Origin of the sequence: Bradyrhizobium sp. AZCC 2289 (assembly GCF_036924615.1) — a bacterium.
GTDB lineage: Bacteria > Pseudomonadota > Alphaproteobacteria > Rhizobiales > Xanthobacteraceae > Bradyrhizobium.
Genome location: NZ_JAZHRY010000001.1, coordinates 3,988,203 through 4,011,562, shown reverse-complemented (window position 1 = coordinate 4,011,562; position 23,360 = coordinate 3,988,203). Strand labels below are relative to the sequence as shown.

General features: G+C 64.1%; 22 protein-coding genes. 11 read left to right on the top strand and 11 right to left on the bottom strand.

Going from position 1 to position 23,360, the window contains the following annotated elements; genetic code table 11:
- Nucleotides 1–48: 48 nt before the first annotated feature.
- Nucleotides 49–423, bottom strand: coding sequence for a nuclear transport factor 2 family protein (locus V1289_RS19105; RefSeq protein WP_334398325.1), 375 nt, complete (start codon nucleotides 421–423; stop codon nucleotides 49–51).
- A 106-nt stretch (nucleotides 424–529) separates the two neighbouring features.
- Here V1289_RS19105 and V1289_RS19100 point away from each other — a divergent pair, with 106 nt between their 5' ends.
- Both V1289_RS19100 and V1289_RS19095 read left to right on the top strand, forming a co-directional pair.
- Nucleotides 530–958: a GFA family protein gene (locus tag V1289_RS19100; RefSeq protein WP_334398324.1), complete on the top strand. Its 429-nt coding sequence runs from the start codon at nucleotides 530–532 to the stop codon at nucleotides 956–958.
- A 95-nt stretch (nucleotides 959–1,053) separates the two neighbouring features.
- Nucleotides 1,054–2,823, top strand: a complete 1,770-nt coding sequence (locus V1289_RS19095) for a caspase family protein (RefSeq protein WP_334398323.1) — start codon at nucleotides 1,054–1,056, stop codon at nucleotides 2,821–2,823.
- Between the two features lie 76 nt (nucleotides 2,824–2,899).
- Here V1289_RS19095 and V1289_RS19090 read toward each other — a convergent pair whose 3' ends face one another.
- Nucleotides 2,900–3,583: a DUF1345 domain-containing protein gene (locus V1289_RS19090; RefSeq protein WP_334398322.1), complete on the bottom strand. Its 684-nt coding sequence runs from the start codon at nucleotides 3,581–3,583 to the stop codon at nucleotides 2,900–2,902.
- Nucleotides 3,584–3,591: 8 nt separating this feature from the next.
- Nucleotides 3,592–4,515, bottom strand: coding sequence for a polyprenyl synthetase family protein (locus V1289_RS19085; RefSeq protein ID WP_334398321.1), 924 nt, complete (start codon nucleotides 4,513–4,515; stop codon nucleotides 3,592–3,594).
- A 186-nt stretch (nucleotides 4,516–4,701) separates the two neighbouring features.
- Here V1289_RS19085 and mtgA point away from each other — a divergent pair, with 186 nt between their 5' ends.
- The 4 genes from mtgA (at nucleotide 4,702) to V1289_RS19065 (ending at nucleotide 8,654) form a co-directional block, all read left to right on the top strand.
- Nucleotides 4,702–5,373, top strand: coding sequence for a monofunctional biosynthetic peptidoglycan transglycosylase (mtgA, locus tag V1289_RS19080; RefSeq protein ID WP_334398320.1), 672 nt, complete (start codon nucleotides 4,702–4,704; stop codon nucleotides 5,371–5,373).
- Between the two features lie 155 nt (nucleotides 5,374–5,528).
- Nucleotides 5,529–5,714: a 50S ribosomal protein L32 gene (gene rpmF, locus V1289_RS19075; RefSeq protein WP_027540899.1), complete on the top strand. Its 186-nt coding sequence runs from the start codon at nucleotides 5,529–5,531 to the stop codon at nucleotides 5,712–5,714.
- Nucleotides 5,715–5,844: 130 nt separating this feature from the next.
- Nucleotides 5,845–6,447 (top strand): hypothetical protein, encoded by a 603-nt coding sequence (locus tag V1289_RS19070; protein ID WP_334398319.1) that lies wholly within the window; start codon nucleotides 5,845–5,847, stop codon nucleotides 6,445–6,447.
- A gap of 515 nt (nucleotides 6,448–6,962) precedes the next feature.
- A complete protein-coding gene (locus V1289_RS19065) occupies nucleotides 6,963–8,654 on the top strand; it encodes a putative bifunctional diguanylate cyclase/phosphodiesterase (RefSeq protein ID WP_334398318.1) in 1,692 nt (563 codons plus the stop codon).
- Nucleotides 8,655–8,872: 218 nt separating this feature from the next.
- On the opposite strand, the gene phaR is transcribed toward V1289_RS19065, so the two are convergent.
- Nucleotides 8,873–9,472: a polyhydroxyalkanoate synthesis repressor PhaR gene (phaR, locus tag V1289_RS19060; protein ID WP_309180613.1), complete on the bottom strand. Its 600-nt coding sequence runs from the start codon at nucleotides 9,470–9,472 to the stop codon at nucleotides 8,873–8,875.
- A gap of 306 nt (nucleotides 9,473–9,778) precedes the next feature.
- On the opposite strand from phaR, the gene V1289_RS19055 reads away from it, so the two are divergent.
- The 3 genes from V1289_RS19055 to yddG all read left to right on the top strand — a co-directional run bounded on the left by V1289_RS19055 (nucleotide 9,779) and on the right by yddG (nucleotide 12,914).
- Complete coding sequence (locus V1289_RS19055; RefSeq protein ID WP_334398317.1) at nucleotides 9,779–10,957, top strand: acetyl-CoA C-acetyltransferase; 1,179 nt, start codon at nucleotides 9,779–9,781, stop codon at nucleotides 10,955–10,957.
- 224 nt (nucleotides 10,958–11,181) lie between these two features.
- Nucleotides 11,182–11,907 carry an acetoacetyl-CoA reductase gene (gene phbB, locus V1289_RS19050; protein ID WP_334398316.1) on the top strand — a complete coding sequence of 242 codons (726 nt, stop codon included), beginning with the start codon at nucleotides 11,182–11,184 and terminating at the stop codon, nucleotides 11,905–11,907.
- Nucleotides 11,908–12,044: 137 nt separating this feature from the next.
- Nucleotides 12,045–12,914 carry an aromatic amino acid exporter YddG gene (yddG, locus tag V1289_RS19045; protein WP_334398315.1) on the top strand — a complete coding sequence of 290 codons (870 nt, stop codon included), beginning with the start codon at nucleotides 12,045–12,047 and terminating at the stop codon, nucleotides 12,912–12,914.
- Between the two features lie 197 nt (nucleotides 12,915–13,111).
- Here yddG and V1289_RS19040 read toward each other — a convergent pair whose 3' ends face one another.
- Entirely contained in the window at nucleotides 13,112–13,543 is a 432-nt protein-coding gene (locus tag V1289_RS19040; protein ID WP_334398314.1) for a cupin domain-containing protein, read from the bottom strand.
- A complete protein-coding gene (gene gloB, locus V1289_RS19035; RefSeq protein ID WP_334398313.1) occupies nucleotides 13,543–14,310 on the bottom strand; it encodes a hydroxyacylglutathione hydrolase in 768 nt (255 codons plus the stop codon). The genes V1289_RS19040 and gloB overlap by 1 nt, the downstream gene beginning before the upstream one ends.
- Before the next feature lie 178 nt (nucleotides 14,311–14,488).
- Here gloB and V1289_RS19030 point away from each other — a divergent pair, with 178 nt between their 5' ends.
- Nucleotides 14,489–15,223, top strand: coding sequence for a class I SAM-dependent methyltransferase (locus V1289_RS19030; protein ID WP_334398312.1), 735 nt, complete (start codon nucleotides 14,489–14,491; stop codon nucleotides 15,221–15,223).
- A 150-nt stretch (nucleotides 15,224–15,373) separates the two neighbouring features.
- On the opposite strand, the gene V1289_RS19025 is transcribed toward V1289_RS19030, so the two are convergent.
- The 5 genes from V1289_RS19025 to V1289_RS19005 all read right to left on the bottom strand — a co-directional run bounded on the left by V1289_RS19025 (nucleotide 15,374) and on the right by V1289_RS19005 (nucleotide 22,702).
- Nucleotides 15,374–16,132 carry a DUF4167 domain-containing protein gene (locus V1289_RS19025; protein WP_334398311.1) on the bottom strand — a complete coding sequence of 253 codons (759 nt, stop codon included), beginning with the start codon at nucleotides 16,130–16,132 and terminating at the stop codon, nucleotides 15,374–15,376.
- Between the two features lie 473 nt (nucleotides 16,133–16,605).
- Entirely contained in the window at nucleotides 16,606–17,490 is an 885-nt protein-coding gene (gene prmC, locus V1289_RS19020; RefSeq protein ID WP_334398310.1) for a peptide chain release factor N(5)-glutamine methyltransferase, read from the bottom strand.
- A 162-nt stretch (nucleotides 17,491–17,652) separates the two neighbouring features.
- The gene (prfA, locus tag V1289_RS19015; protein WP_334398309.1) at nucleotides 17,653–18,732 is read right to left on the bottom strand and encodes a peptide chain release factor 1; all 1,080 of its coding nucleotides are present in this window, start codon (nucleotides 18,730–18,732) and stop codon (nucleotides 17,653–17,655) included.
- A 54-nt stretch (nucleotides 18,733–18,786) separates the two neighbouring features.
- Nucleotides 18,787–21,054, bottom strand: a complete 2,268-nt coding sequence (gene ptsP / locus V1289_RS19010; RefSeq protein ID WP_334398308.1) for a phosphoenolpyruvate--protein phosphotransferase — start codon at nucleotides 21,052–21,054, stop codon at nucleotides 18,787–18,789.
- 394 nt (nucleotides 21,055–21,448) lie between these two features.
- Complete coding sequence (locus tag V1289_RS19005) at nucleotides 21,449–22,702, bottom strand: aspartate kinase (RefSeq protein WP_334398307.1); 1,254 nt, start codon at nucleotides 22,700–22,702, stop codon at nucleotides 21,449–21,451.
- A 173-nt stretch (nucleotides 22,703–22,875) separates the two neighbouring features.
- On the opposite strand from V1289_RS19005, the gene V1289_RS19000 reads away from it, so the two are divergent.
- On the top strand, nucleotides 22,876–23,343 hold the full coding sequence (locus tag V1289_RS19000; RefSeq protein WP_334398306.1) for a PH domain-containing protein: 468 nt from the start codon (nucleotides 22,876–22,878) through the stop codon (nucleotides 23,341–23,343).
- The last annotated feature ends 17 nt before the right edge of the window (nucleotides 23,344–23,360 follow it).

Below are 23,360 nucleotides of genomic sequence, written 5' to 3'. Positions count from 1 at the left end.
ACCCCTTGAGGTCAATCCGGCCGAACGGTGGAAGCGCGCCGGTGCGGCTTATTCGCGCAGATCGTAGCGATAGGATTTGGACACGATCTGCCAGCCGTCGGCCAGCTTCATCGCGACCAGATAGTCGGTGAAATAGCGCGGCGGCAATTGGCAGCGCACCTTGATGAAGGCGGTGGACTCATCCGAGCGGTCGATGGTGACGATGAAATCCTCGCGCGGCTTGCCTTCCGCTTTGGCCGACGGCCGCTTCCGCACGCGGTCGAGCCAGTCGGGTACGGTCAGGACCTGCAGCTCGCCTTTTTCCAGCCAGCGCAGATCGGCGGTGGGATGAAAGATCGCCCCCAACTGGTCGGCATTGCCCTCGTACAGGCCGTCGAAATAATTCTTGACCACGGCTTCGACGGTCGATCGGTCATGGCTCACGGCGGGTCCTCCGATTGGCTGATTGATCTTTGTTCGAATTGAATTAAGCCACGAACACACCAATTGCGCTACGGCTGGCTTTCATCTTCATGCGAGGAAATTCCCGGTGGCAGGTTCAAATAATCCGAATGCTCGCATTCTTGCCGGAGAATGTTTCTGCGGCGCGGTACGCTACGCCGTGGCGGACGCGTTTGCCTATGCCCTCAACTGTCATTGTTCGAATTGCCGGCGCACGACCGGCTCGGCGTTCAAGCCGTTTGCCGGAATCGAACGCGATAAATTCAGGGTGACCGAGGGCGATAGCGACCTGATGACATATGGCGAGGAGACCGGTCACGACGCGCACTGCAGGCGTTGTGGTTCCCTGCTCTATTCGGTGGTGCGCGACGGTACTTTCGTCCATGTCACGATGGGGACCCTTGCCGATGACCCCTCGATCCGCCCGACCGCGCATATTTTCGTCGGCTCGAAGGCGCCGTGGTACGTCATCACCGACGGCCTGCCGCAATATCAGGGGCATGTCACGGCGGACTGATCGCCAGCGGTTGGTGACATAACTCACAAAGCCCGGCTGCGGCTTCTGGTAGGCAGGCGGGTGTGTTAGAATATGCGAGCCTCCGGAAGCGGATCATGAAATCGGGATCGCTAAAATTGGATCGCTTTTTCCCTCGATTTTTCCCTGGAGTTTTGGCAGCCGCACTGCTGTTGCTGTGCCAGCCGGCCCTTGCCGAGAAGCGCGTGGCGCTGGTGCTCGCCAATTCCGCCTATCAAAACGTCGCGCCGCTGACCAACCCGGTCAATGACGGTGCGGTCATGGCGGCGACGCTGAAGGACGCCGGTTTCGAGGTCGTCGATTTCCGCCGCGATCTTCCGGCGGCCGAGACCCGCCGCGCGCTGCGCGACTTCGCCGACCGCGCGCGCGACGCCGATATCGCCGTGGTCTACTACGCCGGTCATGGCATCGAGGTGGACGGCGCCAATTATCTGATTCCGGTGGACGCAAGGCTGGAGCGCGACACCGACGTCTATGACGAAGCATTTTCGCTCGACCGCATCCTGATCGCGATCGAGCCGGTCCGGAAATTGCGGCTCGTGATTCTCGACGCCTGCCGCGACAATCCCTTTGCCAAGAGCATGAAACGGACGGTGGCGTCGCGCGCGATCGGGCAGGGGCTGGCCAAGGTCGAGCCGAGCAGCCCGAACATGCTGATCGCCTATTCCGCCAAGGCCGGCTCGACGGCGGCCGACGGCGACGGCAAAAACAGCCCGTTCACGATCGCGCTGTCGAAGCATCTGACGACGCCGGGGCTCGATGTGCGGCGCGCCTTCGGGTTTGTTCGCGACGACGTGCTCAAGAGCACCGGCAACCGGCAGGAGCCGTTCGTCTATGGTTCGCTCGGTGGTGATGACGTGCCGCTGGTTCCCGCGCCGGCCCGAGCGACGCAGCCACCCGCGCCCGCGCCCACGGCGCAGAGCGAGGCCCGCCGCGACTACGAGCTGGCGCTGCAGGTCGGCAACAAGAGCGCGCTGAATGCGTTCCTCGCGCAATATCCGGACGGATTCTACGCCAGCCTTGCAAAGCTTCAGCTTGAGAAGATTGCCGCCGAGGAAACCCGGGTCGCCGCCACCGAAAAGGCACGGCTGGCCGAACAGGAGCGCGCGCGGCTCGTTGCCGAAGGGGCGCAGAAGGTGCAGCAGGCCAAGGCTGACGCCGACGCCAGGGCCGCCGAGCAGGCGCGCCTTGCGGCCGAAAAAGCCAAGCAGATTGCCCAGGATCAGGCCGCCGCCGCCGAGCAGAAACGCGCCGCGGCCGAAACGCTCCCTTCCGACAAGGCGGCTGCCGCTCCGGCACCCGCCGACAAGGACATGAACCTTGCAGCCCTGAACGCCGGGTCGCCGCAAGCCGATGTCACCAAATCGGTGCAGGCTGAACTGCGCCGCGTCGGCTGCCTGACGGGTGCAGCCGACGGTGACTGGAATTCCTCGTCGCAGCGTTCGCTCACGCTGTTCAACCGCTATGCCAAGACCAAATTCGACACCAGGCTGGCCAGCACGGATGCGCTCGATGCGATCAAGCTGAAGACGTCGCGGGTCTGCCCGCTGGTCTGCGAGCACGGTTTCAAGGCCGATGGCGACCGCTGCAGCAAGATCGCCTGCGCCGAAGGCTCGTTCCTGAACAGCGACAATGAATGCGAGAAGCGGCGCGAGAAGAAGCCGGTCGCCAAACGCGACAGGCCGGAAGCAAGGCAAGTTATTGCCAGGCCTTCCCATGCACCGACTTCACCGCCAACGGCTGCGGGTTCACCGGGTGCGGGCCAGTCGGGCCAGCCGCTTACCGGCGAACAACGTGCGTGGGGTTGCAACACGAACAGCGCCATAATGTCGGGAAAGTGCCCATAACCACCGCCGCGTGTTATCGAACACGCTGGGTCCGAGCTTAAGGCCGGGACGACGCGGATGGATTTCGCGCGCTTCGCTAGATCGCACTCGCGGCGATGTTCACCATCAACGCCACCAGCGCAGTATTGAACACGAACGAGATGATCCCGTGCACGGTCGCCGTGCGGCGGATGATCTTGTCGGTGATGCCGACGTCGGACACCTGCGCGGTCATGCCGATCACGAACGAGAAATAAATAAAATCCCAATAGTCGGCATCGGCATGCTGGTCGCCGCTCGGAAACTGCAGGCCGCCGGGTTTGTCGCCGCGGTAAAATTCGTGGGCGTAGTGCAGCGAAAACGCAGTGTGCACCGCCGCCCATGACAGCGCGATCGTCCCCGTCGCCAGCGCCAGCCCGGGGACGCTGCGGTTCGAGGCGCCGAGTTCGAACACGATGGCGGCGATGCTGGCAAAGGCGCCGAGCGCCGTCACCAAAAGAATCAGAAAACGGCCATCGTCCTGCAGCGCCGCGTTGAGCCGGACATGCCGGACGCCGCTGCTCAAGACCATGGTGAACACCAGCACCAGATAGAACGCGACGAAGACGTCCCAGCCGATCAGCGCCCGCGTCACCAGCCGCAGCGAGCCGGGCAGCAGGAAGAACGCGACGATGCCGATCAGAATCGAAATGAAGGTGCGCGGCCGCCCATAGACCACGCGGACCGGCTTCGGCATTTTCCTGAATCGATGAAGGCGTTCCTCGAATTCCTTGCCGGACATCTGGTTCCCTAGCTCTTGCGTTCGGCGACGAAGTGCGCCGCCGCCCGCAGCACGTCACCCCTGGCGCCGAAGATCGACAGCGCCGAATCGGCGCGCGCCAAAAGGTCGCGCACACGCTGCCTGGCGCCGTCGATGCCGAGCTGGGTGACGAAGGTGGTTTTGCCGAGCGCTGCGTCCTGGCCGGTCTGTTTGCCGAGGGCTGCGGCATCGCCCTCGACGTCGAGCAGATCGTCGGCGATCTGGAACGCTTCGCCGAGTGCGCGGCCGTAATCGTCGAGCGCCTGATATTGTTTCGGCGTGGACTGGCCGAGGATCGCGCCGGCGATGCAGCCATAGCGCAACAGCGCGCCGGTCTTCATCTGCTGCAGGCGGGCGACGTCGACCGGCTCGCGGTCGCCGAACCGGCCTTCGCCGGCGAGGTCGAGCATCTGGCCGCCGACCATGCCGCCAAGGCCCGATGCGCGCGCCAGCGCCCGGGTCAGCAGCAGGCGGACCGTTGGGTCCTTGTGGATCTGGTCGCGGGTGATGATGTCGAACGCCAGCGTCAACAGCCCGTCGCCGGCGAGGATCGCGGTGGCGTCGTCGGTCTTCTTGTGCAGCGTCGGCCGGCCGCGGCGCAGGTCGCTGTTGTCCATCGCGGGCAGGTCGTCATGGATCAGCGAATAGCAGTGGATGCATTCGAGCGCGGCACCGGCCAAAAGCGCGGCCTCACGGCCGACGCCGAACACGGCCGAGCTCTCGACCACCAGAAACGGCCGCAACCGCTTTCCCCCGCCGAGGCTGGAATAGCGCATGGCGTCCATCAGCCGCTTGGGCCGCGCGATCTCGTCGGGCAACAGCACATCGGACAACAGTTTTGCCAGCAGGGCTTCGGTATCCTCCGCAGTCTGGTCCAGTCGTTTCGAGAAGTCTGCAATGGTAGCGGTCGTCATCAAGAATAACTCCAAATCGATTTCGGCCGGACAATCGTTGATGCCACCGGCTTCGTCAATTCCGCTGGCCGGCCGGAAACGCCTTAAAAGGGCTGGAAAAACCGGTAATTATCATGGAGATGTCAGCTGATACGGGCTTGTTCATCGGCCCCGGGGCCGGGCGGCTCGAACCGGAAGCATCCTGATTTGCGTTTGGTCCGAATTCTTTTGCTGATTTTGCTGGTCGTGCTGCTGCTGCCATATCTGCTGACGCCGCTCTATCGCACCGGCCATCCGGTCTCCACGCTGATGGCCTGGCGCTGGCTGAGGGGCGCCCAGGTGATGCGGTCATGGACCGATTTCCATGCGATTTCGCCGGCGCTGCCGCGCTCGGTGGTCGGCTCCGAAGACGCCAGATTCTGCAGCCATCGCGGGGTCGATTGGGGCGCGCTGCGCGAAGTGATCGACGACGCCGAGGATGGCGAGGTGGCGCGCGGCGGCTCGACCATCACCCAGCAGGTGGCCAAGAACCTGTTCCTGTGGCCGGGCCGCAGCGTGGTCCGCAAGGCGCTGGAGCTGCCGCTGGCGCTATGGATCGACCTCGTGCTGCCGAAGCAGCGGGTTCTCGAGATCTACCTCAATATCGCCGAACTCGGGCCCTCCGGGCAGTTCGGCGCCGAAGCCGGCTCGATCTACGCCTTCGGCCATTCCGCCGCGACGCTTTCACCGCGCGAGGCGGCCCTGCTGGCGGCCATCCTGCCCAATCCGGTCAAGCGCAGCGCCCGCAATCCCGGGCCCGGCGTGCGGCGCCTGGCCGGGACCTATATGGTGCGGGCGAACGCGGTTCAGCGATGTTGGAGCGAAAATCGTGCTTTTTGAGCCAATTTTTGGCCGTTTTAACCGCAACGCGGCCTAGCTTTACGCCACCCCATCCTCTATAAGCGCGGCCTTATCGGCATTTCAGCCCGCGCGGGATAAGCGCCGGGCGTCCGCACCCGGACGATGCCCTCCGACAACACCCCTAGAGGACCGTTATGGCCGTTCCCAGAAGAAAAACCTCGCCGTCGCGTCGTGGCATGCGCCGCTCGGCGGATGCGCTCAAGAAGCCGACCTATGCCGAGGACAAGGATTCCGGCGAATTGCGCCGTCCACACCACCTCGACCTCAAGACCGGCATGTACAAGGGCCGGCAGGTCCTGAAGGCCAAGAAAGAGTCCTGATCGGGCTTTGCGGGCGGGGCGCTGCGGCGCCTGCCCGAATTCGACCACCGAGAGGTATGACAGTTCCCGGTGGCGGCGCGGACAGCGCCGCACAAGGGAATGTTCCGGTTCTACCAACAGGGCCTCGCCGATGATCGGGTTTCCGCTGCTTCTGATTCCGCTCGCGGTCTACAACATCATCGTCTTCCTGATGCCCGGCGTGTCCTTCGCCGATCCGCTGATCAAGCTGACATTAGTGTCGGGTGCGGAATGGCAGGTGACGCTGAGCGACATTCTGCTCGGGCTCGGCATCCTGCTATTGCTGTTCGAAGTCATCAAGGGCGCTCGTCCCGGCGCGAAATATCTCACCGACCATTTGCTGTCGCTGATCGTGTTCGGCGCGGCCGCGGCCGAATTCGTGCTGTGGCCGAAATTCGCAACCTCTACCTATTGCCTGCTGACGCTGCTGGCGCTGGTCGATTTCCTGTCCGGCATTGCGCTGCGCACGCGCCGGTCAGCGCTCGCGACCTCGCCCGCCACCGTTTCCAGAAAGAGCGCCAGAAAAGCCGATCCGCCGGTGGCCGAGCCTCAATTCGAACCGGTCCACGCGCCTGCCGCATCGGTGCCGCCCGCAGTCTCCGTCGCCGAATCCGTGCTGCTGGATCACCCCGAACCGACGCTGGCGCAGCCTGCGGTGCAATCCCCGGGACTGCAGCCGGGCGGTAACCCATCGCCGGATACGCCGCAGCGCTAACTCAAATAATTTGCCGGGTCCGGAAGCCGACCCGCGGGCGCGGGTGCGGGCCATAGGCGGTCTGCGCGTCGGCCAGCGAGGCCCGGCGCAGGCTTCGGGTTTGCGGCGCCTGCTCGGCGGTCGCGATCAGTTGGGTGACAAAGCCCGGATCGGGGCGCGTGAGGGGTCGTTTCGGCGAACCAATGCACCGACGCGGTCACCGGCACGAGTTCGACAGAGGCGGGCCCAGCGTCATCCAGGACCTCGCCATCCAACACCTGCTCTGATCGATCGATATCCAGCACCGCACACCGTAACCGACTGAATTGTCACGTTTTGGGACGTTACGTCCCCTGCGATCTGACCCTCGCAAGCCCTATGCCGGTTCGTTGTAGATCGTTCCGGGCGGGTGTGAGAATGGTTTGAAACATGGTTTCCAGATTATTTATCAACTTTGCCTAGCGTGTGATTCGAAACAGCCACTATCCTTGGGATGTTAGAATCACCCGGCGGTGTGCCGAAACGAGGCGAATTTGATGCCCTCTGTCCCGCAAGCCTCCAGCATCCTCGCTTCGCTCGGGCAGGCGGCCTTCGTCTGGGATTTGGCTGCCGATACCATCGCCTGGAGCGACAACGCCGCCCAGGTTTTCACCGACATTCCCCAGGCCACGCTGGCCAGCGGCGCCGAGTTCGCCAAGCTGATCGAACCGGCGCGCTCGGTCCGCTCCGACGCGCTCGCGCAGTCGGGGCCGCCGCGCGGCGGCGAAGGCGTGGCCTACCGGATCGAATATGGCGTGCGGAACTCGACGTCCGCGCCGGTGATCTGGATCGAGGAAACCGGGTGCTGGTTTGCCGGCCCGGACGGCAAGCCCGCGCGTGCGCAAGGCATCGTCCGCGTCAACAATGAGCGCCGCGCCCGCGATGAACAATTGCTCAAACTTTCGCGGCACGATCCGCTGACCGGCGAGCTCAACCGCACCCATCTGATCGCCTCGCTGGCCGAGGCGATCGAGGAAACCGCGCGCTTGCGTTCGTCCTGCGCCTTCATGCTGATCGGCATCGATCATCTGGCGCGGGTCAACGATGCCTTCGGCTTCGATGTCGCCGACGCCGTGATCGCCGAAGTCGGGAAACGCATTCGCGCGCGCTTGCGCGGCGGCGACGTGCTCGGGCGGTTTTCCGGCAACAAATTCGGGTTGATCCTGCGCAACTGCACCGTCGACGACACCAATGTCGCGGCCGAGCGATTCCTGGCCGGCATCCGCGACGAGGTGGTGCCCACCAAATCCGGACCGGTGTCGGTCACCGCATCGATCGGCGCGATCAGCGTGCCGCGCTATGCCAAAAATGCCGACGAGGCGGTCAACCGCGCCCAGGAAACGCTCGACGGGGCCAAACGCCGCCGGGCCGGATCGTTCGCGCTGTGGCGGCCGAACGTCGAACGCGACGCCCAGCGCCGCGTCAATATCCGCGTCACCGACGAGATCGTGACCGCCCTCAACGAACGCCGGATCGTGACCGCGTATGAGCCGGTGGTCGAGGCGCGCTCGCGGCAGCCGGCGTTCTACGAGTGCCTGGTGCGGATGGAGCAGGACGACGGCCAGGCGCTGCTGGCGCCGGATATCGTTCCGGTCGCAGAGCGATTGGGCCTGATCCGGCTGGTCGATCACCGCGTGCTCGAACTCGCGGTGGCGGAATTGGCGGCCTCGCCGAATGTACGGCTCTCGCTCAACATCTCGCCCGACACCACGATGGATCCGGACTGGTGGAGCACGATTGAATCGCTGATGCGCGCGAGTCCCGGCGTCGGTGAACGGCTGATCGTCGAGATTACCGAAACCGTCGCGATCCAGGATATCGATGACATCAGAGGTTTCGTGACGCGGCTGAAGAATTTCGGCAGCCGGATCGCGATCGACGATTTCGGCGCCGGCTACACCTCGTTCCGCAATCTGCGCAAGCTCGGTGTCGACATCGTGAAAATCGATGGCGCCTTCGTGCAGAACATCGCGCGCTCGGGCGACGACCGCGCCTTCGTGCAGACGCTGATCGATCTGGCGCGCCGCCTGCAGATCAAGACGGTGGCGGAATGGGTGCAGGACGAGGAGTCCGCGGTCATGCTGCGCGAGTGGGGCTGCGATTATATCCAGGGCCGCCTGATCGGACTCGCTTCGCCGGAGCGGCCGTGGAGCGTGGCGGATGAAGCGGTGCTGCCCGCGGCGAGCTGAGCGTCGTCTCGCGGCTAAGCGAGCGCAACTTTATCCGCCGTCGTCCCTGCGAAAGCAGGGACCCATACGCCGCGGCTTATCGATAAGGCGATTGGGTAGACGCCTTCGCGCAATATCAAAGATTTGTGGTTATGGGTCCCCGCTCCGTGCGCAATTGCGCACTCGGCGGGGACGACGTGCCGAAAGATTTGCGCTTTTAGAACAACGAAAGAAGAAAACTACTCTTCCTTCTTCGGCTCTTTCGACATGCGCTCGAGGCGCTCCTGCATTTCCTTCATCTGGCGGCGAAGGTCGTCGATGTTGTCGTCGTCGACGGCAGGCTCCGGCACCTTCTCCGGTTCGGGCGCGGTTGCGCCAGCGCGCGGCGGCACGAACGGCTTGAACATCGAGAAGGTCTGCTGAAACAATTCCATGTTGCGGCGGACATGCTCTTCGAGCGGAGCAAACGGCGTTCCGCTGAACGTGTTGGTGAGCTGCTTGCGGAATTTTTCCTGCTCGCGCGTCAGCGTGTCGATCGACTGCTCGAGATATTTCGGCACCACCATCTGCATGCTGTCGCCGTAGAAGCGGATCAGCTGGCGCAGGAACGTGGTCGGCAGCAGATTCTGCCCTGCCTTGTTTTCCTGTTCGAAGATGATCTGCGCCAGCACCGAGCGCGTGATGTCGTCACCGGTCTTGGCGTCATAGACGAGGAAATCCTCGCCATCTTTCACCATCGCCGCGAGATCCTCGAGCGTCACATAGGTGCTGGTGCCGGTATTATAAAGCCGCCGGTTGGCGTATTTCTTGATCGTGGTGGGTTGGTCTGATTTCGCCATGGCTCACACATGCACACCGAGGACGGGGGAACCCGACGGCATCGCCGGCGGGCAGACGAGCAACGCAACGCAGCAAAGTAAGCATTTTCAATGCGGTTCGGCTACCGTTTTGTGCGGCACGGTTAATTCCAAGGCATGGAGGCTGCTCTGGAAAACCGCCATCGACGCTAATTTGAATGCGTCGCGGCGTAATTTAGGCCTCGGAACGATTGACATGCCTCAATGACGTTAACAGGATGAGGCGAGAGACTGGCCAGCCAATCCGGCCGCCCGCCGTCCAAGAAACCTCAACCCCAGGAGATGTCCATGTCAGACGATGTCGTCATCGTCAGCGCCGCCCGCACCCCGGTCGGCAGTTTCAACGGCGCGTTCGCCACCATGCCGGCCCACGACCTCGGCGCGATCGCCATCAAGGCCGCCCTGGAGCGGGCGGGTATCGAGCCCGGCCGCGTCTCCGAAGTCATCATGGGGCAGATCCTGACCGCGGCGCAGGGCCAGAACCCGGCCCGCCAGGCCTCGATCGCGGCCGGCATTCCGGTCGAAAGCCCGGCCTGGGGCGTCAACCAGCTCTGCGGTTCGGGCCTGCGCACGGTCGCGCTCGGCTATCAGGCGCTGCTCAACGGCGATTCCGAAATCGTCGTCGCCGGCGGCCAGGAATCCATGAGCATGGCCCCGCATGCGCAATATCTGCGCGGCGGCACCAAAATGGGTCCGATCGAGTTCGTCGACACCATGATCAAGGACGGCCTGTGGGACGCCTTCAACGGCTATCACATGGGCAACACCGCCGAGAACGTCGCCCGGCAGTACCAGATCACCCGGGCCCAGCAGGACGAGTTCGCGGTGCATTCGCAGAACAAGGCCGAGGCCGCGCAGAAGGCCGGCAGGTTCAAGGACGAGATCGTCCCGGTCACCATCAAGACCCGCAAGGGCGACATCATCGTCAGCGACGATGAATATCCGCGCCATGGCGCCACCATCGACGCGATGGCCAAGCTCAAGCCGGCTTTCGAGAAAGACGGCACCGTGACCGCCGGCAGCGCGTCCGGCATCAATGACGGCGCCGCCGCCGTGGTGTTGATGACCGCCAAGCAGGCTGCCAAGGAAGGCAGGAAGGTTTTGGGCCACATCGTGTCCTGGGGCCAGGCCGGCGTCGATCCCAAGATCATGGGCACCGGCCCGATCCCGGCCTCCCGCGCCGCGCTGAAGAAGGCCGGCTGGAGCATCGGCGACCTCGATCTGATCGAGGCCAATGAGGCCTTCGCTGCGCAGGCCTGCGCGGTCAACAAGGACCTCGGCTGGGATACCTCCAAGGTCAACGTCAATGGCGGCGCGATCGCGATCGGTCACCCGGTCGGCGCATCCGGCGCGCGGGTGCTGGTGACGCTGCTGCACGAGATGCAGAAGCGCGACGCCAAGAAGGGCCTCGCCACGCTGTGCATCGGCGGCGGCATGGGCATCGCGATGTGCATTGCACGCGACTGAACAACAGGCAGAGTGACCGGTTGAATGATGAAAAGATCATCTGTCAACTTCAGACCACGCTGATAAAAAAGAAATGCCCGGTCTTGCGCCGGGCATTTTCATCTCTGGCGTTTTCGAACGAAGCGGGGACCCTTCGTTAAAGAAATGCCTCACGTTCAACGATCAGGCTTCGTCAGGAGACCGGGACAATTCCGGCTTAAAAAACGACCGAGGAGGAGACCGACATGGCACGTGTTGCATTGGTGACTGGGGGTACGCGAGGCATCGGCGCGGCAATCAGCAAGGCGCTGAAGGCTGCGGGTTACAAGGTTGCGGCGAGCTATGCCGGTAACGACGCGGCGGCCGAAAAATTCAAGGCCGAAACCGGCGTTCCCGTCTACAAATGGGACGTCAGCTCGTTCGACGCCTGCGCCGCCGGGGTCAAGCAGGTCGAGGCCGATCTCGGTCCGATCGATGTCCTGATCAACAACGCCGGCATCACCAAGGATGGCGCCTTCCACAAGATGACGCTCGAGCAGTGGAACGCCGTCATCAACACCAATCTCGGCTCGCTGTTCAACATGACCCGGCAGGTGATCGAGGGCATGCGCGCCCGCAAATTCGGCCGCGTCATCAACATCTCCTCGATCAACGGCCAGAAGGGCCAGTTCGGCCAGGTCAATTATTCGGCGGCCAAGGCCGGCGACATCGGCTTCACCAAGGCCTTGGCGCTGGAGAATGCCAAGGGCGGCATCACCGTGAATGCGATCTGCCCGGGCTATATCAACACCGAGATGGTGCAGGCGGTGCCGAAGGAGGTGCTGGAGAAGAGCATCCTGCCGCTGATCCCGGTCAATCGCCTCGGCGAGCCCGAAGAAATCGCCCGTGCCGTGGTGTTCCTCGCCGCCGACGAAGCCGGCGCCATCACCGGCTCGACGCTCACGATCAATGGCGGGCAGTATATGGTGTGATTGTTGCTCATCGTCATTGCGAGGAGCGATAGCGACGAAGCAATCCATCTTCGCTATTGAAGACTGATGGATTGCTTCGCGGAGTTTATCATCGGGCGCGCATTTCGCGCGACCCGTTGGCTCGCAATGACGGATCAATGACCCCCCGCACCGCCACGCTGATCGGACTGACCGCAATCCTGATGTGGTCGCTGCTGTCGGTGATGACGGTTGCGACTGGAAAAATCCCGGCGTTTCAGCTGGCGGCGATGACGTTTGCGATCGGCGCCGCGGTCGCTTTCATCAGCTTCATCTGGCGGCCCACAGCGTTCGGCGCGCTGAGGCAACCATTGGTGGCGTGGGTGGTCGGCGTCGGCGGGCTGTTCGGCTACCACGCGCTGTATTTCCTGGCGCTGCGCTTTGCACCGCCGGCCGAAGCCGGGCTGTTGAATTATCTCTGGCCGCTGTTGATCGTGCTGTTCTCGTCGTTGTTGCCCGGCGAGCGGCTGGCGCCGCACCACATCATCGGCGCGCTGCTGGGGCTCGCCGGCACGGTGCTGCTGTTCGCCGGCAACAGCGGCGGCGGGTTCGCGCCCGGCCAGATCCCGGGACTGGCTGCCGCCTTCGTCGCCGCTTTCGTGTGGGCGGCCTATTCGGTGATGTCGCGCAAGCTCAAGGCGGTGCCGACCGACGCGGTGGCGGGCTTTTGCCTCGCGACCGCGCTGCTCGCAGCAATCGTCCATGGCCTGGTCGAGGCCACGATCTGGCCGGAGACCACGACGCAGTGGCTGGCGATCATTGGGCTCGGCGTCGGTCCAGTGGGGGCAGCCTTCTTTGCCTGGGACATCGGCATGAAACGCGGCGACATCCGCGTGCTCGGAGCGGCGTCCTACGCCACGCCGCTGCTCTCGACCGCGTTTCTGATTGTCGCGGGCTTTGCCGAGCCGAGTGCAAATATCGCCATCGCCGCGATCCTGATCGCCGGCGGCGGATTGATCGCAGCGAAGGATATGGTCTGGAAGCGCTGAATCACACTCTCACTCCCCGTCATTCCGGGGCGCGCCAACGGGTCCGCGCAGAGCGCGGCCCGATGACAGGCTCCGCGCGAGCTTTGATGTGCAATTGCACATCAGAGAATCCATAACCACGATCGTGAGTATGGATTCCGGGCCTGCGCCAAGGGGCGCATCCACGATGTGCAATTGCACATCGGGGAATGACGAGCTCACGTCGGCTCCCAGTCCTTCGGCGCCAGCTCGAACGTCGCAAAATCGAATCCGGGCGCGACCGTACATCCGACCAATGTCCAGTCGCCGCTGCTTTCGGCGGATTGCCAAGTGTCCGGCGGCACGATGGCCTGTGGCAATTCGCCGGCCGCGAGATCCGGGCCGAGCCTGAAACTCCACTGCCCGTCGTCATCCACAGTCTTCAATGTCAGCGCGCTGCCGGCGTAATAATGCCAGACCTCGACCGCGTCGATGCGATGCCAGTGCGAGCACTCGCCGCGCGCCAGCAGGAAATAGATCGCGGTGGATCGCGAACGTCCATTGGCGTCGGTGCGGGCATCGCGGAACGTCTCGCGAAAGTGCCCGCCTTCCGGATGCGGCCGCAATCCAAGCCGCGCGATGATGTCGGTAGCCGCCAGCGGAAGCGCCATCAGGATTTGTTCTTGCGTTCGCGCAATTCGCCGAACACATCGGCGGGATTGGCGCCCTTCATGTGCAGCTTGGCGGCGACCGACGGATCGTCGGCGCGCAGGAACACGTTGGCCTTCTTCTCGTCGCCGAGCAGCGTCGGGATCGTCGGCTGGTTGGCGGCGCGCAGCCGCGTCACTTCCTCGGCGCGCGCTTTCAGCGCGGCATTATCCGAATCCACCGACAGCGCGAATTTGACGTTGGCCGCGGTATATTCGTGGCCGCAATACAGTTTGAAATCGTCGGGCAAAGCGCGCAGCTTCAACAGCGAATCCCACATCATCGGATAGGTGCCCTCGAACACCCGGCCGCAGCCGATCGAGAACAGGGTGTCGGCGGCAAACAGCGCCTTTTCGCCGTCGAAGACGTAGGAGATGTGATCGAGCGTATGGCCCGGCGTCTCCAGCACCCGCGCCAGCAGGCCGCCGACCTTGACCACGTCGCCATGGGCGGCGCGCAGGTCGACATTGGCGATCTTGGCGGATTTGTCGTGCGGCGCCACGACGCGGCAATGATATTTCCGCTTCAGCTCGGCGACGCCGCCGACATGGTCGTGATGATGGTGGGTGACCAGGATATCGGTCAGCGTCCAGCCTTCGCGCTCCAGCGCCTTGATGATGGGACCGGCCTCCGGCGCGTCGATCGATGCGGTCGCCTGGGTCGCGGGATCGTGGATCAAATAGCCGAAATTGTCGTTGAGACAGGTGAAAGTACGAATTTCCGCGGCCATGATATCTCCGTAAGTAAGGCGAACAGCCCCATGCGCCCAAGAAATATGGCGTTAACGCTCGCAGGGCAATGCAGGAATTGGCGCGCCGCACCAGCCAGCGGCGTGCCCTGTTGTTTTGACGCGCTTTCTCGGCGCGAACCGGTATCCACTTCGCTCGAAAACGCTATAGATTAAGCTCATGACCATCGATGTCATCGACCTCCGTGATTTCTATTCGCAGCGCCTCGGCATCGTGGCGCGGCAGCTGATCAACCGCGGCATCCGGGCGCGATGGCCCAATGCGGACGGCCAGCGCGTGCTCGGGCTTGGCTATCCGACGCCCTATCTCGGCCTGTTTCGCGAGGATTCGGAACGCTGCATCGCGTTCATGCCGGCGGCGCAGGGCGTGCTGAAATGGCCGACGGCGCGGCCGGCGCTGGCGACCCTGATCGATGAATTCTCGATGCCGCTGCCGGATGCCGCAGTCGATCGCATCCTGCTGGTGCATGCGCTGGAAATGTCCGACGATCCGGAACGGTTGCTGCGCGAGGTGTGGCGCGTGCTGGCGCCGTCCGGCCGGCTGATCGCGGTGGTTCCAAACAGGCGCGGGGTGTGGACCCGCACCGACAACACGCCATTCGGTCACGGCCGGCCCTATTCGCGCGCGCAGATCACGCAATTGCTGCGGCAGACCTGGTTCACGCCGACGGCGTGGGGCGAGGCGCTGTTCCTGCCGCCGGTCGGGAAAGGCTGGTTCCTGCGCTCGGCCATGGCGTGGGAGCGCGTTGGCGCGGCGCTGTCGCTGCCGTTCGCCGGCGTGCATATCGTGGAAGCGACCAAGCAGGTCTATCGCGCGATCCCGGCCGAGCGCACGCGGCTAATTCCATCGCTGCAGCCGGTACTGGTGCCGACGTCAACGGCGACGCGGGGATGATTTTGTAGGTGGGCAAAGGCGCTCTTGCGCCGTGCCCACCATCTACTTTGCCAGATGAACTCTGGATTTGGCGGGCACGCGGAGCCTGTCATCGGGCGCGCGTTCGCGCGACCCGGTGGCTTTGCCCAGCCTACGGTCCGAACGCGCTACTTACTCATTCCCCGGATTGAAATCTTCGCTCGGGGCGGCCGGTGCGGCCGCGCCTTCGGGGCGCGGGCCGTGCGGCCGGCGGCGACGGCGCGGGAAGCGCTCTCCGCCGCCATTGCCTTCGAACCCGCCGGGGGTGCCATTTACCTGCGGCTGCGGGCCGGTGATGAACGACGGCAGGCGATCGACCCCGCCGGCATCGGCAATCACCGGCTGCGGCTGGGGCTGCGGCGGCTGATATTGCGGCTGCGGACGATGCTCGCGATCACGATCGCGATAATGTTCGCGCGGCTGCTGGTCGCGCGGCTGGTAGGGCTGGCCTTCGCGCTGATTGTTGTCGCGCGGATTATTGTCGCGAACGTAGGGCTGCGGCTGCTGCGGAACGAAGCCCGGCTCCTGGCCGAAATGCGAGAAGCTCTCGCCCTCGTCGTCGCCTTCCTCGGCGGGCATTTCGTTGTCGGTGCGCGGCTGCGGCTGGTTCTGCCGGAACTGCTCCTGGGCAGCGGCGATCAGGCGGAAATAATGCTCGGCATGCTGGTAGTAGTTCTCGGCGGCGACCGGATCGCCGGACGAGCGCGCGTCGCGCGCCAGCTGGACGTATTTTTCCGCAACGTGGGACGCGGTGCCGCGAATCTTGATGTCCGGTCCGTTGGATTCGAACACCCGGGTCATCGGGTTTTGACCGCGCCGGTTATTGTTGTTGTTATTATTATTGTTGTTATTCCGGTTACGCATCCGCTTGTTGTTCTGACCGTTTCTCATGTCTCGCCTTTTATTCCAGCCCTGAAGTTATGCAGTTGCCGTCGTAGCCTGATCCGATCCGCCGCGCGATTGCGCGCACCGAATCACGATGCCGTCCAGATTCCTGTCGATTTCGCCAACCATCGCGTTCAGCAAAGACGCGTTCCCCAACGGCCGACATTCGTGCCAGCCGGACCAAATCATTCAGCCCGCCAAAGCAGGCCAGGTTCCTATTGCGTACGTGTTTCTTGCGTAAGTCTTCAAGCGCAATATCAGGCTTTCGTTCGCTTTGCGGTCGAGAGCAGCACAGCTTTGGCTATTGCGCTCGAATGGACCTGCGTTTTGGAACCTTTCAATCGGCGGGCTCTCGTCTCGAGAACTCTGGCCTTCACCCGTACACCTACGGGGCCAGTACCCCTGGACCGATGCTGTGGCCGGAACGTAGTCGCTCCCGGGCAATATTCCAAGCGATTTTTTTGCGTTCCAATGGGACTTTATCGGGGCATTTTGCGGCCGGCGACGGCCCTCTGGATGCCCGCCAGGTCGGCTTTTGGGGCGCCTGCAGGCGTTAATCCCGCCGCCGTCATCAAACCCTGAATCGGGCCGCTTTGGCCCTGTCCGGCCTCCACAACCAGCGCACCACCCGGTGCCAGAAGACCCGCGGCCTGCGGGATCAGCGCCCGGTAGGCGTCAAGCCCGTCGGCGCCGCCGTCGAGCGCGGCGCGCGGGTCGTAATCCCTGACCTCGGCGGCGAGGCCTGCGATGTCAGCCCCGCGGATATAGGGCGGGTTGGACACGATCAGGTCGAACGGGCCGGAGAGCCCGGTTGCGTAATCGCAGGCCACGAACGTCGCGCGATCGGCGAGCCCGGCGCGCGCCGCATTGGCGCCGGCGGTCTGCAGCGCTTCCGCCGAGATGTCGGTGCCGAACCCGTGGGCCTGCGGCAACTCCGACAACAGCGCCAGCAGGATCGCGCCGGAGCCGGTGCCGAGATCGGCGATGCGCAATGGACGACGAGAGGCGCCGTCGTTGCGCAGCATCTCCAGCGCCAGTTCGACCACCGTCTCGGTGTCGGGCCGCGGCACCAGCGTCGCGGGCGAAAGTTGCAGCGGCAGGCCCCAGAATTCCTTGTGGCCGAGGATCCGCGCGACCGGTTCGCCGGCGAGACGGCGGCGCGTGAAATCTTCCAGACGAAGCGATTCGCCGCAGTCGAGAGGGCGGTCCGCTGCCATGATCATGCCGGTGAGGTCGAGGTCGAGAACCGCGCCGACCAGCATTCGCGCATCGAGTTCGGCGGAATCGATGCCGCCGGATCTGAAGCGCGCGGTGAGCGCGCGCCGCGCGGCTTCGACGGTTCGGCCGGCGAAGGGGTCGGTCATTTTCCGAGCTCGCTCACACCTATCGACCCGTCGTCCCTGCGAAAGCAGGGACCCATACGCTGCGGCTTCTCGATTCGGGTGGTGGATGTCGATATCTCGGGCAATAACGAAGGCCTGTGGTTATGGGTCCCTGCTTTCGCAGGGACGACAACTCATTTGTGTTCACGCCGCGGAGCCCTGGGCAGCGAGCTGGGCGGCCTGATGCTCGGTGGTCAGCGCGTCGATCAGCCCTCCCAGCGCTTCGCCCGCAATCACCTGCGGTAATTTGTAAAGCGTCAGATTGATGCGGTGGTCGGTGACGCGCCCTTGCGGGAAATTATAGGTGCGGATGCGCTCGCTGCGGTCGCCGGAACCCACTTTCTCCTTGCGATCCGCCGAGCGCACCGCGTTGATGCGCTGCTGCTCGGCGTCATAGATGCGCGAGCGCAGGATGTTCATGGCCGAAGCGCGGTTCTTGTGCTGCGAACGGCTGTCCTGCATCATCACCACGATGCCGGTCGGAATGTGGGTGATGCGGATCGCCGATTCGGTCTTGTTGACGTGCTGGCCGCCGGCGCCCTGCGCGCGCATGGTTTCGATCCGCAAATCGTCGTTCTTGATATCCACGTCGACATCCTCGACCTCGGGCAGTACCGCAACCGTCGCCGCCGAGGTGTGAATCCGCCCCTGCGTCTCGGTGTCGGGCACGCGCTGCACCCGGTGCACGCCGGATTCGAATTTCAGCTTTGCGAATGCGCCGCGGCCCTGCACCTCGGCGACGATTTCCTTGTAGCCGCCCATGGTGCCTTCGCTGGCGGAGATCACCTCGACCTTCCAGCCCTGCAGGCCGGCAAAACGCTCATACATCCGGAACAGGTCGCCGGCGAACAGGGATGCCTCGTCGCCGCCGGTGCCGGCGCGGATTTCCAGCACCACGTTGCGGTCGTCCATCGCGTCCTTGGGCAATAGCGCGACGCGGATCTGCTGCTCGAGCGCGGTGTTGCGGGCCTGCAGCGTCTCGAGCTCGGCCTCCGCCATGCTGCGCATCTCGGGATCAACCGCGGAGTCCGCGATCAAGCTCGCGGTATCGGCGATCTCGGCCCGGACGGCGCGATAAGCCTTGACGGCATCGATCAGCGGATTGAGTTCGGCAAGCTCGCGCCTGATCGCAACGTATTTCTCGGAATTGAGCTGGCCAAGCAGCTGGGCCTCGAGGGAGGCGTGATGGGCGAGCAGGATATCGAGTTTGGCTTCGGGTAACATTGGGGCGTTCTCAACTGCGAAAGAGGGAGGCGGCGTTGTCGCGACCGAGCCTCGCTACAACGACAGCCCCTCGGCTTCCGCGAATGCAATCAGCTTCTCGCGGATCGACACGCTGCCGGACGGTGCGTCCAATAGCGGCATGATCATCGCTTCGGCCTTTTTGGCATCGAGATCGAGGATCAGCGCCTTGACCGGACCATGCCCGGTGGCGGACAGCGACAGCGAGCGGTAACCCAGCGCGATCAGCGCCAGCGCGCCGAGCGGCTTGGACGCCATCTCGCCGCACAGGGACGCAGCTTTTTTCGCCGCGTTGGCTTTGCGCACGATGTCGCGCAGCGCGCGCAGGATCGGCGCCGACATGGTATCGAACCGTTCGGAAACTTTTGCGTTGCCGCGATCGACCGCGAACAGGAACTGGAACAGATCGTTCGACCCGACCGAGACGAAATCGACCTTCTTCAAGAGTTCGTCCATCTGATAGAGCAGCGCCGGCACCTCCACCATGGTGCCGACGTCGATGCGTTCCGGCAGCGCGTGGCCATGCTGGCGCAGATAAGTCAGTTCGCGCTCGACGATGCCCTTGGCCTGATCGAACTCGGCGACTTCGGAAATCATCGGAAACATGATTTTCAGCGCGCGGCCGCCGCCGGCGCGCAGCAGCGCGCGAATCTGGCCACGCAATAATCCCGGCCGATCCAGCCCGAGCCGGATCGCGCGCCAGCCGAGCGCGGGATTTTCCTCGATCACGGTCTCCATATAGGGCAGCGCCTTGTCGCCGCCGATGTCGAGGGTGCGGAACGTGACCGGCTTGGTGCCTGCGGCATCCAGCACCGTGCGGTACAGCGCGAGCTGGTCGCTGGTCCGCGGCAGGCTCTGGCCGACCATGAATTGCAGTTCGGTGCGGAACAGGCCGATGCCGGCGCTGCCGGTATCTTCGATATGCGGCAGGTCAATCACGAGGCCCGCATTGATCATCAGTTCGACCGGCTGGCCGTCCTTGGTCACGCAGGGCTTGTCGCGCAGCGCCGCATATTGCGCCTGCCGCCGCGCCCGGAACCGCACTCGCTCGGCATAGGCCGATTCGATCTCGGCCGAGGGGCGGACGTAGATCGAGCCCGAGGTGCCGTCGACGATGATGGCGTCGCCGGGGTCGGCGATCCCGGGCGCGTTGGGTATTTCGCCGACGGCGGGAATGCCGAGCGCGCGCGCCACGATCGAGACGTGGGAATTGGCGGTGCCTTCCTCCAGCACCAGGCCGCGCAGCCGCTTGCGGTCATAGTCGAGCAACGCCGCGGGGCCCATCGCGCGCGCGATCAAAATGGCGTTTTCGGGAAGCTGCTCGCGCGACGGCGCATGATCCTGGCCCACCAATTGCCGCATCAGGCGGTGGCCGAGATCCTCGAGGTCGTGCAGGCGATCGCGCAAATAGGGGTCGGTCGAACGCAGCATGCGCGCGCGGGTGTCGGACTGCACGCGTTCGACGGCGGCTTCCGCGGTCAGGCCGGTGGCGACCGCCTCATGCAGCTTGTGCGACCAGCCGTGATCGTTGGCGAACATGCGGTAGGCTTCCAGCACCTCGCGGTGTTCGCCGCCCTCGGCGACGTCGCCGCGCTCCAGCATGCGGTCGAGATCGGCGCGCAGCTTGGTGAGGGCGGCATCCAGCCGCTTGATTTCCTTCGGCAGGTCTTCGGCGATGTAATTGGTGATGACGACGCGGGGCTCGTGCAGCACCACATGGCCGAGCGCGATACCGTCGGACAGGATCGCCCCGGTTTTGTGCAGGGAGTGCCGCGCCGCGGGCTCGGCGCCGGGTTGCGCCAGCGCGGCCAGTTCGCCGGAGGCGATCATCTCCGCCAGCACCATCGCGGTGGTCTGCAGCGCCTCGACCTCTTCCTCGACGTAGGTGCGCTTGGCGCGGTTCTGCACCACCAGCACGCCGAGCGTGTTGCCGGCGCGCAGGATCGGCACGCCCAGGAAGGAATGGTAGATTTCTTCGCCGGTCTCCGGGCGGAACGAGAACGCCGGATGGCTTTGCGCGTCGCTCAGATTGAGCGGTGTCGCCTCGCTGGCGACCAGGCCGACCAGGCCTTCATGCGCGCTCATCACCGTCCTGTGCACGGCGTCGCGGTTCAGACCCTCGGTGGCGTAGAGTTCGAGCGTGTTATCGACGCGCAGCACATAGGTCGAGCAGACCTCGGCGACCATGTTGGCCGCGATCAGCACCACGATCTTGTCCAGCCGCTCCTGGGCCGAGACCTGCTCCGCCATGGTTTCGCGGAGCCGTCTTAACAAGACGCGGGGGCCTCCCGACGCGCTCCGCATGTGCTGGTACCCTCCCCCGAAAGGCCAGCCTGCCGGGTGGCCGGTAGCTGGCGTGAAACGCAAGAAAAACGACAATTTTATTCATTCGGCGCCGCCACAAGCTCGCTCCCGGCCGAATCAGGATCGCCAAAAACTGTGGCACAGTTTGCGGCAGCTCACCTATCAGGCCGTATAGCCAATCGAGGCTTGCTTTGCCAAGCAAAACACCTGCCAGACGCAATAACGCCTCTGTAACGTCTCTGTCAGCCAATGCTGCGCCCGCGAAGCGCGTTATCCGCCAAATGCGGGCGGTTTGGCGGTCAAATCACGCGCCAAGGCGTAAGGGAAAAATCTGCTACTTCGATCGCCGAAAATGGATTGGAAGTCCGCAAAACCCGGCTCAACCTTCCCAAAATCACACCTGATCGAGTCCATAGAGCGTGTGCAGGGTGCGCACCGCCAGTTCGGTGTAGGCGGCGTCGATCAGCACCGAAAACTTGATCTCGGAGGTGGTGATGGCGCGGATGTTGATATTGCGCGCGGCCAGCGCCTTGAACGCCTGCGCGGCGACGCCGGCATGGCTGCGCATGCCGCTGCCGATCACCGAGACCTTTGCGACATCGGTGGCGCTGTCGAGCCGCGCATAGCCTATTCTGCTCTTGGACGCCGTAATGGTGTCGCGGGCGCGGTTATAGTCGGAAGCCGGCACCGTGAAGGTGAGGTCGGTGGTCTTGCCGTCCTCCGAGACGTTCTGCACGATCATGTCGACGTTGATATTGGCTTCCGCCAGCGGTCCGAAGATCGAAGCGGCGACGCCCGGCTTGTCCTCGATCTGGCGCACCGAAATCTGGGCTTCGTCCTTGGAGAAGGCGATGCCGGTGACGACGTGGCTTTCCATGATTTCCTCCTCGCTGCAGATCAGCGTGCCCGGCGGCGTGCCGTGCGGGTCGATATCTTCGGGCTTGTCGAAGCTGGAACGGACGAACACCGGCATATTGTGCACCATGCCGAGTTCCACCGAACGCACCTGCAGCACCTTGGCGCCCTGGGAAGCCAGTTCCAGCATGTCCTCGAATGCGATCTTGTCGAGCCGCCGCGCCTTCGGCACCACGCGCGGGTCGGTCGTATAGACGCCGTCGACATCGGTATAGATATCGCAGCGGTCGGCGTGGATGGCGGCGGCAATCGCCACCGCCGAGGTGTCGGAGCCGCCGCGCCCGAGCGTGGTGATCCGGTTGGTCTGCGGATTGATGCCCTGGAAGCCGGCGATGACCGCGACCTCCTTGCGATCCTTGAAGCGCTTGACGATCTCGGAGCCGTCGATCTCCAAAATCCGCGCCGAGGCGTGGGCGTCGGAGGTCCGAATCGGGATTTGCCAGCCCTGCCAGGAGCGGGCCTGGATGCCGATGGCCTGCAGCGCGATCGCCAGCAGGCCGGAGGTGACCTGTTCGCCGGAGGCGACCACGGCGTCGTATTCGCGGGCGTCGTGCATCGGCGACGCGTCGCGGGACCATTCCACCAGTTCGTTGGTCTTGCCGGACATCGCCGACACCACCACGGCCACGTCATGGCCGGCATCGACTTCGCGCTTCACATGGCGCGCGACGTTGCGGATTCGATCGACATTGGCGACGGACGTACCGCCGAATTTCATCACGAGGCGGCCCATGACGACGCGTGCATTCCCTGCGAGGATAAGTAAGGTAACCCGCGCGGAAACTCGAGCGCCCGGGACGAAAGCGGCGTATACATAGCGGCGCGGTCGGGGGCAAGCAACCGGGTTCATTTTCACCCGGAAATGGCGCAAATTGCTGTGGTAGCAGGTTAATTCAGGGCAGTCGTATGGGGCGTTATATCGACGAAATCCTCCAGCCCGGCGAAAAGGTGCTGTATTCGACCAATGCGCACTGGATGTTCTATTTGCCGGCGATCGCGGCCTGGATCGTGGCCCTGATCCTGCTCATCCTGTCCCGCGCAGCGACGACCGAGGGCGTCGTCCTGTTGTGCCTGTCCGCCTCGGCCGTGGTGGCGATCGCCGCGCTGTACTGGAGCGCCAAAGCCTGGTTCCATCGCTGGACCACCGAGACCGACGTCACCAATCTGCGCGTGATCCACAAGACCGGGTTCATCAAGCGGCGCACCTTCGAGATGAGCCTGGACAAGGTCGAGAGCGTCGACGTCAACCAGAGCATTCTCGGCCGCATCATGAATTATGGCGACGTCACGGTTCGTGGTGTCGGTGAGGGCGCCGAGACGATCAGGACGATCGCTTCGCCTCTCGACTTCCGCAGCCACATCACCGCGCGATAGGGAGCGGCGCACAAACC